Origin of the sequence: Actinoplanes sp. L3-i22 (assembly GCF_019704555.1) — a bacterium.
GTDB lineage: Bacteria > Actinomycetota > Actinomycetes > Mycobacteriales > Micromonosporaceae > Actinoplanes.
This window is the reverse complement of the sequence record NZ_AP024745.1, coordinates 6,799,539-6,817,649: the sequence shown is the minus strand read 5'-3', so window position 1 is coordinate 6,817,649 and position 18,111 is coordinate 6,799,539. Positions and strand designations below refer to the sequence as shown.

The following is an 18,111-nucleotide window of genomic DNA, read 5'->3' as shown; positions in this document are numbered from 1 at the left end:
CCACACCCGAAACTGCCTGGTAGCAGCACGGAGGAGACGCCAGCGATCTAATAGCCAAGTGCTCACCACAGCCGTGGGGCACGTCATCTCATCAGCTGTCTCATCTCCTCACGACCAACGGGCGCACGGTCTGCGGCAAGACCTCAACAGGGTCCGAAGAGTGGAGTGCTGACCCGCCAGCCGCTACTGGAGCCATCCTGCACCCACAGGCTGACGGAACCTATTAGAAGAGCGCGTTGATGTTGGCCGGCAGCATGCGTGCCTTAGAGCTCCTAACGCGATCTCTAACTAGTCCATTTGATCAAGCGTCGCCAGCAGATCATGGCGCAGGCGAGGCTGACGAGGCCGTCGTGGATGTCGAGCCGGCGCTCCCAGCGCACGGCCAGGCGGCGGAATTGGTGCAGCAGAGCGAAGGTCTGCTCGACGACGTAACGCAGCTTGCCCAGACCCTTGATGTTGGGCGTCTTCGGCTTCGCGATGATCGGCTCAGTGCCGCGTTCGCGGCAGGCCTGGCGGAAGGCCTCACTGCTGTAGCCCTTGTCGGCCAGCAAGACCTCGAAGCGGCGGCGAGGGCGGCCCGGACGGCCGGCGATCGGCGGATAGCAGTCGAGCAGATCAAGAGCGCGGCTGATGTCCGGCACATTCGCGCCGCTGGTCAGCACGTAGATCGGGGTCCCGTTGCCGTCGCAGATCAGGTGGTGCTTCGAGCCGGGCTTGCCACGATTGACCGGCGACGGACCTGTCCCGGCACCCCCTTTTTTGCGTCGATGTGACTACCGTCCATCGCCGCTCTCGACCAGTCGATCCGGTTCGCCGCGTTCAGCTTGGCCAGCAGTATCTGATGCACCTGATCGAAGACCCCCGCGTTGGTCCAGCGTTCGAGGCGCCGCCAGCACGTCATCCCCGAGCCGAAGCCGACTTCCTGCGGCAGGTCTTCCCAGCCCAGCCCGGTATGCAGCACAAACAGGATGCCCTGCAAGCAGAGACGATCCGGGATCGGCCTCGGCCCGGGAGGCTTCTCCGGCCACGCCGGCAGGACCGGCTCGATCAACTTCCACAACTCGTCATCAACGACCCACGGCCTGCCCACGACGAACGAACGAGACTGATCTTCAGTTCGCAGTGCTGATCATCATCGATTCAGCAGATCGTGTTAGGGACTCTTAAGAAAATTCAGCGAAGTTCCGCCAGCATGTAGCCAGTTCCGCTATAAAGGAGAGTCGACTTAAACTCGACCGCACGCGACGTGCTCGGTTGGCTGCAAAAGAACGAAGGGGCAGGAACTGAACGCCGAAAGAGAACCTGAGCATCCCGTCGATATCGAGGTCGTCAGCCCTGCTGAAGATGCTTTTGCTTCACTGGCGGCGGCACTTCGGGAGTTCGTGGCAGTGTCGGTTCGGTTAAGTGCGCCGGACCACCTTGGTCTCGACCTCAGCCTTCGTACATCCTCTGCCGCGGCAGAGGTCATCGTCGCCTGGCTCCGGCGAATGCCGAACGACACCATGGCCAGGATTTCCGTCGGAAATACGAGCATCCAGGTCGATCGGTCCAACGCTGAGCTGCTGCCTGGCCTGCTAGGCCGGTTGTACCAGACGCAAGGACCCCCTGACGGCCCCGACTTCCCGACCGAGCCTTGATGGGCGTGCCGTGAGTGATCTTGTAAAAGGGGTGCTCGGGGGTGGTTGGTCGCTTCTCGTAGGCTGGATTTTGCCGTCCGCGATCAACTTGCTCGTCCTCGGCTACCTAATTCTGCCAAGCATACGAACCGCCGGGTCGGTCTCTTGGTTTGTCAAGCTAGATCCGACGAATCAGGGCTTTATAGTCGTAGCCGGCGCGGTCGTGCTCGGACTTCTACTCGCTACCCTACAAAAGCAACTCTACCGGCTGCTGGAGGGCTACATCGGCTGGCAGCCACCGGGGCGCTCCCACCGTACGCCGCGTGCCTGGCTAGCAGCGTTTCTCCGTGGCGCGCGAGAGAGGCAACTGACTCGCAAGCAGATCCTGGAGCGGCGACTCGATTATGCCGAATTAAAGCCGCTAAGGGATAAGGGAGATCCGCTCCGACAGGAACTTGTCAACCGTCTTACAGCGGCCGAGGGCGACCGCCGTCTCGATCCCTACCGGAACTCAGACCTTCAGCGAGGCGCAAGCCAGCTAGGTCTCCTGCGCGAGCAAGTTCGCCGCTACCCCGTAGCGGACGACCAAGTGGCGCCGACTCGTCTGGGGAATGCCATGCGCCGCCTAGAGGAGTATGGATATAACCGCTATAGGCTTGATTCCCAGGCCCTTTGGTACGAGTTATCCGCTGCGGCACCCGAACAAAGTCGCAAGCATGTTGATCAGGCCCGCACTACGGTTGATTTCTTAATAGCCCTGCTATACGGACACCTGTTTACTGCCCTTGTCGGATTCGGGGCCTTGATTGCGGGCGATAGCCGCTACTTGGTCTTGATGATAACGATCGCCACGTTGCTCCTGCTGGCGGTCGCGTGGTATAGCGTGGCTGTCATTGCTGTCGACGACTGGGCCGCTGCTACTCGGGCAATGGTCAACCTGGGTCGTTCCTCGCTGGCCAACCAACTAGGCCTAACGCTTCCAGCCACGCTGAAAGATGAACGCGCAATGTGGGCGACCGTCTCTCGACTTTCCCAACGACCATTTGATGAGAAGGTCGTGGAGGGCGACCGTTTCCGTAAAAAACCTGCCGCCGGAGACGGAGGAAGCTGAAAAGAATATTCGATCCGAAGGCCCTTTCGTGGATGTACTCAACTCGGCAACTCAGTAATCCGGGAGCGATGAGTATCTGGGATAGCTCAATCAACAGCGCGCATGTCGTCATCCAATTAGAGTCTTTCGACAGCGACGGCTGCCGGTTTGGGTAGCGCGCCGAGTATCGAGGGTTGACTGTCGGATCGCGCCAAGTCCGATTGGCAGGCTAACCCGCCGTGTAGACGTTTAGAAGGCTTGCCGTTGCCGCGAGCGCAGCTTCGGACTTCTCACGGGTGAAAGTGAAGGCCAGCGTCGTGTGGTCATCATGATGGGCGGGCTGTGTCAGTGCCTTGACGGCATAGAAGAGGGCCGCCCATCGCTCATCCTCGTTGAGTTTTTCCGGATCCGGCGCAGTCCTGATGGACTTGGCGGTCGGCAGAGGTTGAGCAATCCTTTGAAGGTTCTCCAGGACCCGCCGGCACGTTGCGGTGCACGCCTCCCAACGCCCCTCCGCCAGCTCCGCCCGTGCCTGTCGGAGGCGTGCAATGGCCTGGGTCAATGACGCCTGGTCTTCCTCGTGCGGCTGGGAAGCGTAGGTGGCTTGGCCATGGAATGGGCCGGCGACTCGGATCAAGAAGCCAGTCAGCACGCCCACCCGATCGAGCAGTTTCGTCCACTCCGGTTCGTCGACGGAGGCGGTGAACTGGTCCTCCGCAACAGGGTAGAAACCGTCGCCGGGGTGCAAGAGTGTCGACTTGACGTCGACACGCAAGTCGAGGGTCTTGTTGTCGCGTGCCTTGTCTAGCGCGATCAGCTGGTCGTCGGTGACCTGCACTGCGAACCAGGTGCTGGTGGTAAACAGTCGAAATGTTTGCACCTGGGGCACGAGCGCACCCAGCCAGGGCGCGCTTGGAGCGTTGGCGCACCAGACCTCGCCGGTTACCAGCACCTGCGCGGTATCGCTTTGTTGAGCAAGCCAATCGGCGCTGACCTCGGTGCTGACCTTGAGAAGGTGTTGACCCTGACCTGACATGATATCGAGCCGCCCCACCGAATAGAGCAGCTTTCCGCCGGCATGGTTCAACGACCTCAGTGACATGCAGACGGTTTAGCACGCCGCCTTACACAAGGGAAGACATTTGAGTGATGCGCAGGATCCTGCTGCTCGTCTCGTCATCTGCCGTAGGCGTAGCCAGTGCATCGAGAAGGCGGCTCGTACGCACTCTCATCGGCAGAGTCGCTCGCTCTGGTCGGTCGCTGTTATGTACCGGAGGCCATGTAGGCGGCGAGGATGTAGTTGGGGTGTCGGTCAAGGTTCTTGCGTGCCCGGTCGTATCGCATGGTGGTCTTGGGATCGGCGTGCCGGGCGGCGATCTGCACGTCGCGGAGACTGACGCCGGCGTCGAGCATGGTGGTCACGAACGTGTGGCGCAGCATATGCGGGTGCATCCTGGGCATCCAGATGCCGGTGGTGGCGGCGAGGTGTTTGAGCCGGCGGGTCGCGGCGTGCCTGTCCATCCGGGCGCCGATCGTGTTGCGCAGGATCGGTCCGCTGGGGCGTTCCTCAACGGCCCGGTCGATGGCTCGGGCCACCGCGGGCGGTAGTGGGACGAGTACGACCTTGCCGCCCTTGCCGTGGACGCGCAGCACACGGTGGCCGTGTTCCTCGCCCAGGTCGGCGATGCTGGCGCCGCAGGCTTCGAAGATCCGCAGACCGAGCAGGCCCAGCAGCGCGATCAAGGCGAAGTCGTTCGGGTTGGTGGACTGCCGGGCAGTGGTGATCAGAGCCTCGAATTGCAGGTGTCCGAGCCCGAGGGTCTGTGATTCAGCAGGAACGGTGGGGCGGCGGACGTAGTCGGCTGGGGAGTGTTCGAGGACGGTATCGATGACGCAGGTCCGGTAGAAGCCGACCACGACCGACAGCCGCCGGGAGACCGTCGAGGGCTGGTACCGGCGTATCTCCTGCAGCCAGCGCACATACCGCTCGACGTCGACCCGGCACAAGGTGAGCGGGTTGAGGTCCCGGTCGGTGCACCAGCGGAGGAAGACGCGCAGGTCGGAGTCGGTGTGCACACGGGTCTGGCCGCGGTATCGGCCCAGGAAAGCGGACACTGCGGCCCGCACGCCGAGTTGATCGGAGGCGACGACATCGGACATGGAGGTGGGAAAGGTAGTCATGCACCACGGTGCGTCACCATCAACGATGAACGCCAGCACGCTCAGAGCGGCAGATGAGCGCGCCGGCGTGAACGTGACCGTCTTGTTTTAGTCCCGCATGGCGTCGACCTCAACCCGGTGATCGAGGCCGCTGCAAGCGGTGATCAGACGCCGAGCCGCCGTGGTGAGATTTACCGGCCGAATTACCGTCGGCCGACTTGCTCAGGCGGTCAGGGGGTACCACTGCAGGGTGTCGCGCCAGCCGGGCCGATCGGTGGACCAGGCGTGAACCAGGTCGAGAAGTGGCTCGAGATCGCCCTCCGGCTCGATCGGGAGGTAGGCGCGGTAGTGGCGGTCCGCGCCGCCTTCGCGGAACTCGACCTGGAAGCTGTGGTCGTCGTTGAGGTAGATCTGCAGGTAGTGCTCGCCGCCGGGCAGATCCCGGCGTTCCAGGACGAGGTGGCGCCACCGCAGGTTCAGGTCCGCGATCAGGCGGTCCAGAGTGTTGTGGTCGGGATCGTCCCAGGTGTCGCCGGTGCTCTCGACCGCGCGGATCACCGGCGTCGACGGCGCCGGCGGCGTGTCAGGGAAGGTGACCGGTGACGGGCGGGAGCGGCCGACAGTGGTCCAGTCCGCGGGAGCCGGCGGGACGATCTGGCCGGCCTGTAGGCGGCGCAGCATCTCGGGCAGGTCGGTGACGGGAAAACAAACCTGCAGCAGGGTGGTCGTGAACCGGGACGGCTGCGGCCAGTCCTGCATGGCCACGTCCCGCGGCCTGATCTTGACGTCCCACGCCGACGGGGCGGCCCAGTGGGTCATGCGGGTGTAGAACGCGTCACGGGGCCCGGCGTTGGCGAGGAGGGTGAGGAATTCCAGGCCGTCGTCCTGCGGGAAGTCGATGAACGCCCAGCCGCGGCGTGACTCGACATAGCCCGCCATGTGCGGCAGGACGTCGACCCAGTCGGCGTTGCTCTGCCCGGCGTCCTGGCAGCTGGTCAATGTGACCAGGTCATGCTGCCAGATCGCCTCGATGACGGGCGCGAGCAGCTCGTCGATCTCGGCGCGCCGGGTGCCGACGTGCACGGTCTGAAAAGGGTGGACGTTCGCGGTCATCCGCGGAGGCTACCCGGGCGTCCGTCAACGGCGCGGCGGCGGTCGCCGAGCATGTCCAGCTCCAGCAGCCTCGCGCCCAGCCGCCCGGCTCCATTGCACGTTACGAAGGCGAAGGCCGCTGTAAGGCTTCTCCGCTGCCGGGTGGAGAGCTACCTGCGGCAGTTGAGTACGGCCTTGAGTGAACGATGTTGCCGCGCGACGCTGCGCAGTTGACCATATGCCGCGTGAACTACGTCAAAGTCGAGTTCGTGCGTTGGGTGGACGCCGAATGGCCCGGGTGGATCGAGGTGCATCTCCGCGAGGCGGACGGGACCACGACCGCCATCATCGAGAAGGTGCCCGTTCTTCTCTCAGATGAGCTACCAGCTACCGAGCCGGAGATCCCTTCCCAGATCGATGTTCCGTGCGACGTGCTGGAACGAGATCAGGACGCTGCCGGCTCCGCGTCCGTCCTCGTACGGCTGCACTTCCACATCCAGGACCAACGCGGCCGCGGTGTCTTTCGCGTTCCTGAAAGCGACGTCACCGGTCCCCGGTAGGTACCTGGCTGCCGGACGGTGGCGCGGGCTGCTGGAGAAGCGCGCCATGCGGCAGGAACGGACCCCGGTCGCCACGGCAGCCTCTGACGCTCCGTGACGCGCAACTCGCGGCATATCCGCGCGCATGCGCCGGATGCCCGTTGACAGCAGGTCTGCCATCAAAGTCCTGTCCGCGAGATGGCGCGCGTACTCCGTTGTACGGCGGTCAGCTACGGTGCTCGTGATGTCGGATGAGGTTGATCAAGACGAGGTCGCCTGGGCGCAAGCGGTTCTGGTCAAGAGCCGGGCGTCAGCCGCTGAGATGGTGCAGGCGTACCGGATCCTGGCGGCATGGAAACCGCAGGTGTACGGGTTGAGGCTCGCGGGCCAGCTGCATAAGCGCAGCTGGAATGTTCGTACGGGCCGGATGGCTTTGCTCGAAGAAGCGGTGACGGTTGGGCGTTCGTCTCCGTTGACGTCCGCGCGTGACGTCCGGAGGTACGTGGAGGTACTCGACAGCTACCAATCTGCGCTGTACGAGGCGGGTCGGCGGGCCGAGGGTTTCGATGTGTGCGCCGAGTTAGGGCGATTGGCTCGGCGGGCGGATGACGGAAGCCTGCCTGGGCTCGCGGTGTGGGCGCGTTGCTTGGCTGAAAGTGGCCGGCATGCCGAGGCTGCCGATGCCTGCGCAGAGCTCATGGTTCAGCAGCGCCCAGCTGACGGCAGCACCTGGAGCGGCCAGCTGTGGGGCATCATCCGCTTCGTCGCTCAGGCTCATGCGGCCGGACGATTTGAGCAGGCCCACGCGGTCCTCGCTGACGCGATCGAGGTCGACCGGGAGTTCGTCGACCGCGGCGAGGGGCAGGAGCGGGTGCTGGTTCATCTGCTGGTGTATCAGGCGTGGATGTTGCGCGCTGACGGCTGCGGGCAGGCAGCAGCCGAGGTGGAGCGGGACGCCCTAGCGGTCCTCGGCAGCATCGTGCGGGCTGGCGGCGAGCGGAAGGTATGGAGTGGCTACCAGTCGAGCCTGTGGAGCACACTGTTGGCCGCATCGAGCGTCACGAGCGAGCGGGACTCCGAGGGCCCGCTGCCGGCGTTCGGCTGGAGCATCACCGATTGGTCACCTGACCTACGGGAGACGTACAGCGCAGAGACCGCTGCGATCGCCGGGTCGGCCGCCGCGCTGACCAGCCAGCCGGAGCTCGCTTTGATGCGTCGCGAACTGGCAGTTCGAACTGCGGTGCGCGATGAGTGGCGCAGCGGTACGAGGTGGGCTCAGCGATGCGCGTCGGTATTCGACGAGAGCGTTGTCTCTGCTCGCCGATGTCACGACAGCGGCGACCCTGCCGGCGCGGCACTGCTGGCTCAGGCGCTCACCGACCGAGCGGGCCTCGCGGCCGCCGACAGCCGCTTCGAAGCGGCCAATGATGATTTGACCGAAGCACTACGAACGCGCACGGAACAGCTGTAAGCCCCACCAGAGGTAACCCACGAATCCGGAGGGTCTACTTCTTGACCTGAGCCAGCCTTCTCGGCCTCGGCATGAACCGCCGACAAGGACTGACGATCCGCTCGACCGCGTCGAGATCACATGCACGGACATCGGCACGACAAGACGCCGGGCCATCACAGTCGGCCGCCGGCCGCGACGGCAGCCGGCCCCAGCCCGGACAGCGGCAGAAGAGGGCGCTCAGCCATGCACCAATCGGTGGCCTCGGTACGCTCCGCATCTGAAGAGTTGGCTCAGCGAACCCGGATGCAGCATCATCGGAAGCTGGTGGATCATGGGAAGAGATACAAGTCCGATGGAAATATTGCATCAGCTGGATGATCCCGAATGGGGGGAATTCCCATCTAACTATGATGAAACCCGAACTGCAGCTTCATCCAGCCGTCTGGTCATGCAGATTAATTCTCGCTTTTCGATAGGTTGCGAGATCGATCAAGACATCCAGGATTCTGCTCAGTACGGGCGAATCGAAGTGCCGGCGCAAGCTACAGTCTGCGGGACGCGGATCGTTGTCCTAGTGAGCAGGTTCCACCCGTTGGCCATGGTGGCGGCCGACAACCAGGGCGCCTTCCTGGGCACGGATGAAGCCCACGCTGAAGGTGCCCTCGCCGCGAGTGACCTTGAAACGGTAGAGCAAGCTCTTTCCGGGTCGGGGTACGTCGCGATCCAGGAAGAGATTCTTGCGAATCACTATGACGGAGCAACTCCCTTGCTTTTCCACGGTTCCGGTGAGCCCAGGTGGTGGGACCGATTCTTCGGTTCTTTCTGAAGGTCATCGAGTTCCGACTTCCATAACGTTGACGCCTCGAGAGTCGGCACCTACGACGTAGGGAAACTCGAGTCTGTTCACCGTGCGCAAAGCAATCTCATCGGCAGTTAAGTGGGTGCTGGACTCAACCTTGATCCCCGCGGTACCGAGGCGATGTGTCCATCAGCGCACCCGGGCGGTAGTCGTGGCATACCAGAACCATCTGGTCTGCCCGGCCCCTCGGCGCACGAGAGCGCCGGGCAGCGAGGTATAGCGCATCGATGAGGTGGTTGGCGGCGAGGATATTCAGGCGACCGGTCCGGACGCGTCGGTCGTGGTGTCTGGTACTGCGCGCTCTGCAGTGGCCCGGGGTAGCGGGGCAGCGGCTGTTGCGGTTGGGCAACGGCTGGATGCCCGGGCCAAGCGATAGTGTGCGGTCACCGGGGATTGGAAAGGTGGCCGAGGGATGAGCAACGTCGACCCGTCCGCGTTGTTGAGTGTCATCCGCGACCTTCGCCGTACGGTCGGTGACGCGGCCGAGACGCAACGGCGTGTGCTGGCCGTGACTGCGGCGGCTACCTCGTCTGACGGGATGATCACGGTGGTGGTCGGGCCGCGGGGCCAGCTGATCGACCTGAAGATCGATCCACGCGTCTACCGGACGCCGAACGCGGGCGCGCTCGCTGCGACGATCCTGGCCACCGCCCGGGTCGCGGTCGACAAGGCGATCGAGCAGACGAAGGAGATCGTGGACAGCCAGCTGCCGGCGCTCGACGACATCGTGCCGCCCGGCACGCCTCGTCCGCTCGATGTGCGCACGCTGATGCGCCACCACGACGGCGACCTGAAGCGGGCGCTGGATGCCGACGACTGACCGGCCGGTGATGCCGGGCGCCGGGCACGCCATGAGCGTGCTGCACCCCGGCCCCGCCTCGCTGCACGTCCGGTTCCGGCAGGGTGTTCTGATCGGCCCGTACGGCTTCCCGGACTGGCTGCTGTACGCGCGGGCCGTGGTCGAGTTGCCGCCGCCGATCGCCGAGCTGACCGCCGACGAGCAGCGGGTCTTCGATGTACTCGCGGCGAACCTGGGGTTGCAGGGCGCGGATCCGCTCGGTGATTCCGATCGGACGCCGGCCGGCTGGTGCTGGGCGCGGCTTCCGGTGAGTGGGGACGGTCCGGCCCGCCGGATCGTGCTTGTCCCGATCGAGTTGCACGGCGCATTCCGGCACGGCGGTGGCACGCGCACCCTGCTGGCGGGACGTCCCGGGACCGGTGTGCGGACCGACGCCGCTCCGGCGCCGATGGCACGTGAGGCGGGCGAGCCGGTTCCGGCAGAGATTCTGGCCGAGGTCCGCCGATTGCTTCCGTACGACCTTCCGCCCGCCTACGAGCGATTCCTGCTCGAGGGCAACGGCGCCGGCCCCGCCGCACCCGCGGTCCTGCCGACCTGCGGGTTTGTCATGGATCAGCCGCTGTTCGGGCTGGGGGCCGAGGATCCGTACCGAGATCTGGCCTACGCCCCGCAGTGGCTCGCCGACCGGTTCACGCCCGAGTTCCTGCCGGTCGGCTTCGTCCAGGGCGGCCTGCTCGCGCTGCGGCTGACCGGCCCGGACACCGGCAGCGTGTGGTTTCTCGACGACGACGATCCACGCGACGACGATCGGCTGGGCCCGGCCGAGATCTGCGCCCGCCTGCTGCGCCGGTGCGCCGACGACTGGGACGCGTTCTGGGCGGGGTTGCGCCAGCCGGCCGCCGTACTGCGGGAGGTCGCCGAGATCTGAGCGCCGACGGACTGATCCGTGCGGTGCGGCCGGACCTGGCCGGGGCGGCGCTGCCAGCGAAGCTGCGCGCGGACTGGCAGCCCGAGACCGGCCGTCGAGCAATCTCGATCGACTCGCTGCTGGGATAGGTTGCCGGCGTGGACGGGAAAGTCTGGACAGCGGCCAACAGCGTCGAGCGGCGACTGGCCAAGGCGTGGGCGGACGACGACGCGGACACGTTCGCCGACGTGCTGCTCGCCTGCGACCTCTACCTGCCCGGGTTCGCCGAGGCCGGCGACGACGGGCAGCGCCTGGTCGTGCGGGAGCGCGACGAGCAGACGTACGTGCTGGTCTACACGTCCGTGCAGGCGCTGCACGAAGCGATGGAGCACGTCACCGACGGCTGGCGGCGGGTCACGTTCGCCGAGCTGGCCGGGTCGTGGCCGAACGAGCGCTGGGGGCTGGCGATCAGCCCGCACACGCCGATCGGGGCGTACCTCGGCCCGGAGCAGGTGCAGGAGCTGGCCGGGGAGGTGGCCGCCGAGCCGGCGTTCCGCCCGGCCGACGAGCGGGAACGGGCTATGCGCGCGGCCCAGCAGTCCGGCGACGCCGAGGTCTACCTCGACCTGCTGGTCACCTCGGACGTCCTGCTGCCGGTCGATGCCCCGGCGCGCCCCGGCGACCTGCGCCGGCCCGGTTTTCCGTGGCTGGTGCGGCGGGCGGCCGGGGACGCCACGATCGCGGTGTTCACGTCGTCGCGGCGGCTTACCGAGGCCGGTTTCCAGGGCGCGACGATCCGGGTGCCGTTGCTGTCGGTGGTGCGGGCGTGGCCCGGTGACGGGTACCGGCTCACGGTCAATCCCGGCTCGGCGATGGAGTCCGCGTTCACCGGCGCGCAGGTGCCGGATCTGTTTCGCTGGGCACAGGAACTGGTCCGGCGCCGTACGCCGGAAACCGTTGTCTCTTCAGGAAAGGACGAACCGGTCGCGCCACCGATGATCCGGGTTCAGGCCGAGATCACCGCCGATCGTGCGAAGAGCCTGCTCGAGCAGGGTGGCGCCCGGATCAGCGGCACGGTGACCGCGGCCGGCCCGTCCGGGATCGTCGACGGCTACCTGGTGCGCTGGCACGTGGCGGCAGGCACGGATCCCGGGCTCGCCGAGGTCACCCTGCCGCACGGCGCGCAGCTGGTCCGGCTCGTCAGCGGCCACGAGGTGGTGGTCGGCACCTACGACACCGAGCTCGCCTGGTGGCGCCCGTCCGTGCTGAATGTGCTCCGCGGTGATTGACCATGACATCTGTCATGGGTGCCGGTGATCCGTTTCTGGTGACGATGAGGGTTCGGCGTCGTCGGGGGAGGGAGTCGCGTCGATGAGTTCGTACGTGAATCTGCCGGACGGCCCGCAGGCCGCCGCACAGGTCGGTGAGCGGCTGAAAGCCGCGGCGGAGAGCTTTCAGCAGCGCTCGGCCGCGCTGCTGTCCAGGATCCAGGGCCTCGACGGCGGCACGCCGTGGGGCGCCGACAAAGCCGGCAAGGCGTTCGAGCAGCAGTACCACAAGCCGATGGGTGAGCAGGGCACGCTCGCGCACGCGCTGCAGGACCGGTTGGCCACCGCGGGCAAGGTCCTCGACGAGGTCGGCACGAACGTGGTCACCGCGATGACGAACTACGACGTCGCTGACCAGACCGGTGGCACCGACATCGCGGGCGTGATGTGAGCCCGCACGCCTGATGCCCGGCAGCAACGGCTTCGGCTCCGCCTTCGACACCATCCTCGACGAGCTGCTCGAATTCTTCCACGAGTGCGAGCAGTGGGTGCCGATCGTCGGACCGGTCCTGGAGATGCTCGTCGAGATCCCCGAGGGTCGCGAGCTGGAACTGTTCGACCTCGCCGACTACTACGGCCAGGCCGCCCAGCTGCACGCCGAGCACGCCGAGGAGGTCCGCCAGCAGCTCGGCGAGCTGTACCGCGTCTGGCAGGGCGACGGCGGCGCGCAGAAGACCCAGGATCACCTCCAGAAATACCTGGAGCAGGTCAACGCGGACGCCCAGACGTTCGGCGAGATGCAGAAGATGGTCCACGGCGCGGCGCTCAGCGTCGAAGCGGCCAAGATGATGGACGTCGTCAACCTGGTCATGCTCGCGATGGCCACGCTCGAGGTGGTCCTGACGATCATCGAGACGGTCGGGCTCTCCGCGGTCGGCGAGGGCCTGGCCATCGCGACCTGCCGGCAGGCGCTCAAGACGGCGCTGAAAGAACTGGTCGAGAAGCTGATCGGGCAGGGCTTCAAGGGCGCGGTGAAGGCGGCGCTCAAGGCCGGGCTCAAGCGTGGCCTGCAGTTCGCGATGTTCACGGCCGGGTCCAAGGCCGGGATCATGGCGGTCCAGGCGGCCGAGGGCCACGACCCGATGGCCAACTTCGACCCGATCGAGTTCGCCGGTGAGGTCGTCGACGGGTTCTTCGCCGGGTTCCTCGGCGGGCCGATCGCGATGGGCGGGCACAATCCGCTGACCGAGGCTGGGGCGATGGCCCTCGGGCAGCTCGGCGACAACTACCTGCGGTTGTACCGCGACGACCTGTTCGACGCGATGGGCCTGACGCAGTGGGCCAAGGACCACGGCCTCTACGTGGACCGGGAGAACTTCAACCCCCTCGACGGGGTCGCCACCGCCGGCCTCTTCGGCGGGGTCCTCGGCGCGAAGGGCATGCGCGAGGGGATGCGCGATGCCGGGGCCGATCTCCGGCTCAAACTCGGTGAGCAGGGCGCTCTGGGCGATGGCAAGCTCGGATCACCGTCACGATCGGATGCGGGTACGGGGCAGAGCGCCCCGTCGGAGACCGGCGGCCAGCGCACCTCCGGCGAGCCGGGGGCCGAGCCGTCGACGCCCGGCGAATCCGCAGGCGGTTCCTCGTCGCGTGCTTCGGGCGAGCCGTCCTCGCGCGGGGAGACGTCGGGCGATGCGTCGTCGCACGGCTCGGGTGAGCCTTCGCGTGGTGAGTCTGCCGGCGACCGGTCGACGCGGGGTGAGACCGATCCGGCGGGCGGATCGCAGGAGCAGGGCGGCGGGGCGGATCGTGGCGGGCAGCTGCGGGTTGCCGAGCCGGAAACGCCGAACGCGCGCGCCGAGCCCGCCGATCGGCCCGCATCATCGGAGAACAGCGCCGACGCGCGTCCGGAGAGCACGTCCGGCGACGGCAACCGGGCTTCGGCCGGCCCCGACCGGCCCGCGTCGGAGCAGCCGGGTGGAACGGATCGGACCGCTCCGGAGCAGTCGGGCGGGAGCGAGCGGCCGTCCCAGGAGAGCGGGACGGATCGGCCCTCGCCGGAGCGTGCGTCCGACCAGGGGACGCGAGACAGCGAGACCGAGCCGGCCACGCCGGACAACGCGGCGAACGGCTCGCAGCGGGCCGGATCGGACAGGACGGCGCGAGACGGCGGGCCGGTTGACGCCGATCGGCCCGCTGAGCGCGGCGGTGGTGGTGAGCGGGCCACGCCGTCCGACGGTGCTCCCGTCCGCGACGGGTCCGATGCGGCGTCCTCCTCCGGGAACGGGCGCCATGCCGAGGTGGGTGGTCCCCGGAACCTGGAACGGGGTGAGTCGTCGTCGCCCGACGCTGCCGGCGCGCCGCAGCCGGTGGGTGCGCACAGCGGTGGCGGCGAGGGTGGTGGGCGGTTCGGTGACGGCGGGGCGCGAAGCGACGTACGGCAAACTGGGTTTGATCGTGGTGTTGAATCTGACCGTGGCCTGGACGCCAGGACGGATGCCGGGCCCCGGGACGCCCGGCCCGGCTCGGATGCGCCGGCGCGCGATGGACGCGGTGAGGAACCGCGATCCGACGCGCCGCGCGAGGAGCGCCTCGATCCCACGCGTGACGACCGTCGTGATCCGACGCGAGATGACCGGCGTGAGTCGCCGCGCGACTCAGGCAACGAGCGCCGTGATCCCGCCCGTGACGATCGGCGGGATCCGCTGCGGGACGAGCGCGGGGACGGTCCGCGCGAAAGGCCCGAGAATCGGGACAACCAGAAGCGCTGGCGGGACTACGCCCAACGGGTGCAGCGCTGGTCGGAGAACCGGACCGCGGACCAGGCCGCGATGGACCGGGCCATGGCGCGCCGGTTCGGGCCCGGCGAGGGTGGCGAGCCCCGGCTGACGCCGGAGACCGTGCGCAAGGTCCTCGATGCGCCCGCCGACCGGCTCGACGCGACCGCCCGGCGGTTCCAGGACATGGTCCGGGACAACTTCACCGACCCGGCGTTCAAGGACGGCCAGCCGATCCGGCGCCCGTCCTCGCCCGACGACATCGCGGCCCGCCTGGGCGAGCTCGGCACCTCCCGCCCGCCGAGCCTGACCCATCGGCTGCTGAACATCGACAAGCTGCGAGAGCTGTTGCCGCAGCTGCCGCGCGAGATTCCGGCGGCCGACCCGATCCACTCCGAGCACGTGGTCGGCGGTGACTACCACGGTTTCGGCCGCCCGTCGGACACCGTGGCGGTGGGCCGTGAGGTGCGCGAGTCCGTGCCGGGCGTGCTGGACCGGATCTTCCGGGACGTCGAGTTCGAGCGGCCCGACGGCGGCGGCCCGGACGTACTGCGGCCCGGCGACGGTCGAGGCGAGATCAAGGCCGAGTTCGGCGCCGAACCGATGGACCGCCGGTTCGTCGGCACGTCCACGCACGCCAAACACGGCGACGTCTGGGACGTAAGGGCGAACTCCGGCACCCGCCCCGAGCACGTCTCCACGGTCACCAGCCACGAGATCGCCGAAATCCTGCACACCGAGCGCCTGCGCGCGGCCGGCGAGCCGGCCCCGACGAAGAACCTGCTCAGCCCGAAGGACACCGGCGCGCGTGAACTGAGCCCGGACGACCACGGCCGGATCGCCGAGATGCTCGACTGGCACGAACGCGCGGCGGCCGGTGAACCCGGAGCCGGTGAGCGGCTCGGCGAACTGATCGACCACCTCGGGTTGCGAGGCGACCGTCCGCCCGCCCAGGCCGGCCGCGACGCCGTCACCGACCTGCTCGACAACCCATCGGCGCACGACTTCAACGACGCCGCCGCCGGCCGGCTCAGCGACCTGCTCAAAGGCCCGGAGCAGGACCTTCCGGCGGCGCCCGAGCCACACACCTACACCGAGTCGGACCTGCGCGCCATCCCGAAGGAACTCGCCGACCGGCTCGGCATCGACGAACATCCCAGCTTCCTGGCAGACGACAAAACCCTCCAGATGGAGGCCAACCAGCAAACCCCCTGGAAGTTGCGGTTGCACGTCGAGGGCGACCCGGCGAACACGTTCCGGATCGAGAGCGGCGAGCTCTACCGGTACGGGCACGACGGGCGCACCCACTACGCCACCGACCCGTTCCGCAAGCCGGAGGGCTGGGACGTCACCAACAGCAAGCAGGCCCTGCCGGACCACCCGCACGACGCCGCGCACGAGAAGCAGATCGCCGGGGAGACCACCAACTACCAGCAGCACGCCACGGACCTCGACACCGCCACGACTGACCGCGCGGCGAAGATCGACGCGGTGAACGCGGTCCTCGACGCGGTCGAGCCGAACTCCAGCCTGCCGGAGAGCAAGCTGGAACGGGTCACCCCGAAGGACCTCAACTCGACCAACCTCGACAAGACCATCGAGCGCCTGCGCGAGGTGGCCCGCGAGCACCCCGAGATGAAACCGATGATCAAGGACCTGCGGGACTCGGCCCGGACCTGGTCGGAGACGTACAACCAGCGCACGCTCGCCTCGAACCGGGTCGGCATGATCGCCGGTCGTGAGTACGCGATGAGCGAGTACGGGATTGCCCCGAGGGAACTGCACGGTGGCGTGTTCGACGCGCCGAAATCCGGCGAGCTCGACATCTGGGGTCTGGGCCACGACCAGGAGGGCAACACCACGCTCGTCGTCGTCGAGGCCAAGGGCGGCGGCGCCGGCACCGAGGGCCGCGAGCACCTCCAGCAGGGCAGTGGCCCGTACCTGGAGCGGGTCATGCAACTCGACCCGAACTTCCAGAAATTCCTGCGGGACAACCCGGTGATCGCCGAGCAGATCCGCTCCGGAATCATCAAGGTGGACTACCTGCTGGTCAGCCAGCCGCACGCCGACGCGGCCGGCGTGGTGCCGGACGCCCGGGTCACCCGGTTCGTGTTCGGCACCGGCCATCCGAACAACATCTTCGACCCGCGCAACATCGACGCACGATAGAACTACGGAGGTACCGACGAATGGCGCAGTGGCGAGCCCTCGACGAGACCATGACGGTACGGGCGGCGCGGACCCTGCTGTCGGCCGAGCCGTGGCTGATGTCGGCCGTCGTCCCGCAGGCCGCCGCCGACCTCGGCTGGCAGGTGACCGACTTCGACCAGGAGTGGGCGGACCTCGGCGCGTTCCTGGACACCGGGCTCGGGCTCGGCCCGATGAGCGGCTTCTTCCGTACCGACGAGCAGAGCCGCGTCGAGTCGGTCTCGATGAACCTCACGGAGAAAGCCGTCGGGGACAAACCGGCGATCGAGGCGTTCAAACAGGACGCCTTCGCCGCGGCCGCCGCCGCCCTGACCGGAGAGTTCGGCCGGCCGACCGACCCGCTGCCGGGCGAGGAACCACAGCTGTGGTGGCGCCGCCCGGACACCGCATTCGGTCTGATCACCAAGGACGACGCGGTCGGCATCCAACTGACCCCCAACCAGCTGATGACCGGGCCATGGAAGTGAACTGGACGGCGTTCCGCGACGGGCTCGCCGGCAGCATCGCCGCCCTGCCGGACGGCGGCGCGCTCCTGGTCGGCGATCAGGAGCGCCCCGAGTGCTTCGTGCAGTTCATGTTCAGCCAGAGCCGCATCCTCGCCGAGGTGGCCAGCGGCTGGGATCCGCTGGCCCGGCCCAACCTCACCCTGGAGCAGACCGCCGCCCTGGAACGCATCGGCTGGCCGGCTCCCCCGCTCGATCCCAGCCGCAACCATGCTCTGAGCCTGTCGTGGCCGGCGCCGTCCGCCGAGTACCGCCGGATCGCCGACATGTCGGTGGCCGCGCTGCGCGAGGTCTTCGACATCCCGTCGCCGGGCTCGCTCGCCTACAAGGCGTTCGTCAGCCCGAGTGGCTCGAACCTGCCGATGCCCCGCTTGGAAATCCCGTCCCGCCCCGATCTGTGGGACTGACGGCAGATGTGGCACCAGGGTTGTACTTGGACACAGAATGCGGTGCAGGCTCCGATGGGTTCCAGCACCTCCCGTGGTGTCTCGGCCGCCGTGATCCGTGCCGCTGGCGTCGGGTCGGGCGGGCGCGGCGCCGGTCCGGGCGTTGGCTGCTGATGATGATGATGCTGCTGCTGCCGATATCGGTCGAGTTCGGCTTCGTGTAGCAGTCGCCGGCTCGGTGGATCAGCATTGGCCTGGGCGGCGATCTCCTCGCGGCGCAGCAGGTCCTTGACCACTGCGGAGGCGTCGGTGTCGCGGCGCAGCAGATGGCGGGCTTGCTCCTGACGTTCCTGGCTGAGGTTCGGCTAGGAGGGAACGGAGCAGAGCATCAGCATCGACGTCGAGGTTGACATTCAAGGCTGGCATCTTCGACGAAGCCGTATCGATCCGCAGT

The 18,111-nt window shown here is 67.3% G+C and carries 15 protein-coding genes and 1 pseudogene; 11 read left to right on the top strand and 5 right to left on the bottom strand.

The genetic code is table 11. The features are described 5' to 3' along the window. Positions 1 to 284: 284 nt before the first annotated feature. A protein-coding gene (locus L3i22_RS30690) for an IS5 family transposase (protein WP_221320988.1) occupies positions 285 to 1,090 on the bottom strand; the annotation gives its coding sequence in 2 pieces (ribosomal slippage) (positions 285 to 760 and positions 760 to 1,090; 807 coding nt in all). Between the two features lie 557 nt (positions 1,091 to 1,647). On the opposite strand from L3i22_RS30690, the gene L3i22_RS30685 reads away from it, so the two are divergent. Further along, positions 1,648 to 2,727 (top strand): hypothetical protein, encoded by a 1,080-nt coding sequence (locus L3i22_RS30685; protein ID WP_221320987.1) that lies wholly within the window; start codon positions 1,648 to 1,650, stop codon positions 2,725 to 2,727. A 792-nt stretch (positions 2,728 to 3,519) separates the two neighbouring features. Here L3i22_RS30685 and L3i22_RS54685 read toward each other — a convergent pair. The 3 genes and pseudogenes from L3i22_RS54685 to L3i22_RS30670 form a co-directional block, all read right to left on the bottom strand. After that, positions 3,520 to 3,615, bottom strand: a pseudogene (locus L3i22_RS54685) (hypothetical protein); the annotation flags it as partial. A gap of 354 nt (positions 3,616 to 3,969) precedes the next feature. Beyond that, a complete protein-coding gene (locus L3i22_RS30675; protein WP_221320986.1) occupies positions 3,970 to 4,866 on the bottom strand; it encodes a tyrosine-type recombinase/integrase in 897 nt (298 codons plus the stop codon). A 222-nt stretch (positions 4,867 to 5,088) separates the two neighbouring features. Then, positions 5,089 to 5,979 carry a hypothetical protein gene (locus L3i22_RS30670; RefSeq protein ID WP_221320985.1) on the bottom strand — a complete coding sequence of 297 codons (891 nt, stop codon included), beginning with the start codon at positions 5,977 to 5,979 and terminating at the stop codon, positions 5,089 to 5,091. Between the two features lie 224 nt (positions 5,980 to 6,203). On the opposite strand from L3i22_RS30670, the gene L3i22_RS30665 reads away from it, so the two are divergent. The 10 genes from L3i22_RS30665 (at position 6,204) to L3i22_RS30620 (ending at position 17,678) form a co-directional block, all read left to right on the top strand. Beyond that, positions 6,204 to 6,518, top strand: coding sequence for a hypothetical protein (locus L3i22_RS30665; protein ID WP_221320984.1), 315 nt, complete (start codon positions 6,204 to 6,206; stop codon positions 6,516 to 6,518). A 223-nt stretch (positions 6,519 to 6,741) separates the two neighbouring features. Further along, complete coding sequence (locus tag L3i22_RS30660; protein ID WP_221320983.1) at positions 6,742 to 7,968, top strand: hypothetical protein; 1,227 nt, start codon at positions 6,742 to 6,744, stop codon at positions 7,966 to 7,968. A gap of 334 nt (positions 7,969 to 8,302) precedes the next feature. After that, positions 8,303 to 8,776: a hypothetical protein gene (locus L3i22_RS30655; protein ID WP_255657289.1), complete on the top strand. Its 474-nt coding sequence runs from the start codon at positions 8,303 to 8,305 to the stop codon at positions 8,774 to 8,776. Positions 8,777 to 9,221: 445 nt separating this feature from the next. Further along, positions 9,222 to 9,629 carry a YbaB/EbfC family nucleoid-associated protein gene (locus L3i22_RS30650; RefSeq protein WP_221320981.1) on the top strand — a complete coding sequence of 136 codons (408 nt, stop codon included), beginning with the start codon at positions 9,222 to 9,224 and terminating at the stop codon, positions 9,627 to 9,629. Continuing rightward, positions 9,616 to 10,536 (top strand): SMI1/KNR4 family protein, encoded by a 921-nt coding sequence (locus tag L3i22_RS30645; RefSeq protein WP_255657288.1) that lies wholly within the window; start codon positions 9,616 to 9,618, stop codon positions 10,534 to 10,536. The genes L3i22_RS30650 and L3i22_RS30645 overlap by 14 nt, the downstream gene beginning before the upstream one ends. A gap of 137 nt (positions 10,537 to 10,673) precedes the next feature. Beyond that, complete coding sequence (locus L3i22_RS30640; RefSeq protein WP_221320980.1) at positions 10,674 to 11,804, top strand: SseB family protein; 1,131 nt, start codon at positions 10,674 to 10,676, stop codon at positions 11,802 to 11,804. 82 nt (positions 11,805 to 11,886) lie between these two features. After that, positions 11,887 to 12,234: a hypothetical protein gene (locus tag L3i22_RS30635; protein ID WP_221320979.1), complete on the top strand. Its 348-nt coding sequence runs from the start codon at positions 11,887 to 11,889 to the stop codon at positions 12,232 to 12,234. A 13-nt stretch (positions 12,235 to 12,247) separates the two neighbouring features. Then, a complete protein-coding gene (locus tag L3i22_RS30630; protein WP_221320978.1) occupies positions 12,248 to 16,729 on the top strand; it encodes a hypothetical protein in 4,482 nt (1,493 codons plus the stop codon). A gap of 20 nt (positions 16,730 to 16,749) precedes the next feature. Further along, the gene (locus L3i22_RS30625; protein WP_221320977.1) at positions 16,750 to 17,235 is read left to right on the top strand and encodes a DUF6301 family protein; all 486 of its coding nucleotides are present in this window, start codon (positions 16,750 to 16,752) and stop codon (positions 17,233 to 17,235) included. Next, complete coding sequence (locus L3i22_RS30620) at positions 17,226 to 17,678, top strand: hypothetical protein (protein WP_221320976.1); 453 nt, start codon at positions 17,226 to 17,228, stop codon at positions 17,676 to 17,678. The genes L3i22_RS30625 and L3i22_RS30620 overlap by 10 nt, the downstream gene beginning before the upstream one ends. Here the strand turns inward: L3i22_RS30620 and L3i22_RS54680 are convergent. Then, positions 17,594 to 17,983, bottom strand: a complete 390-nt coding sequence (locus tag L3i22_RS54680; protein ID WP_221330235.1) for a DUF6192 family protein — start codon at positions 17,981 to 17,983, stop codon at positions 17,594 to 17,596. The genes L3i22_RS30620 and L3i22_RS54680 overlap by 85 nt on opposite strands. Between the last annotated feature and the right edge of the window lie 128 nt (positions 17,984 to 18,111).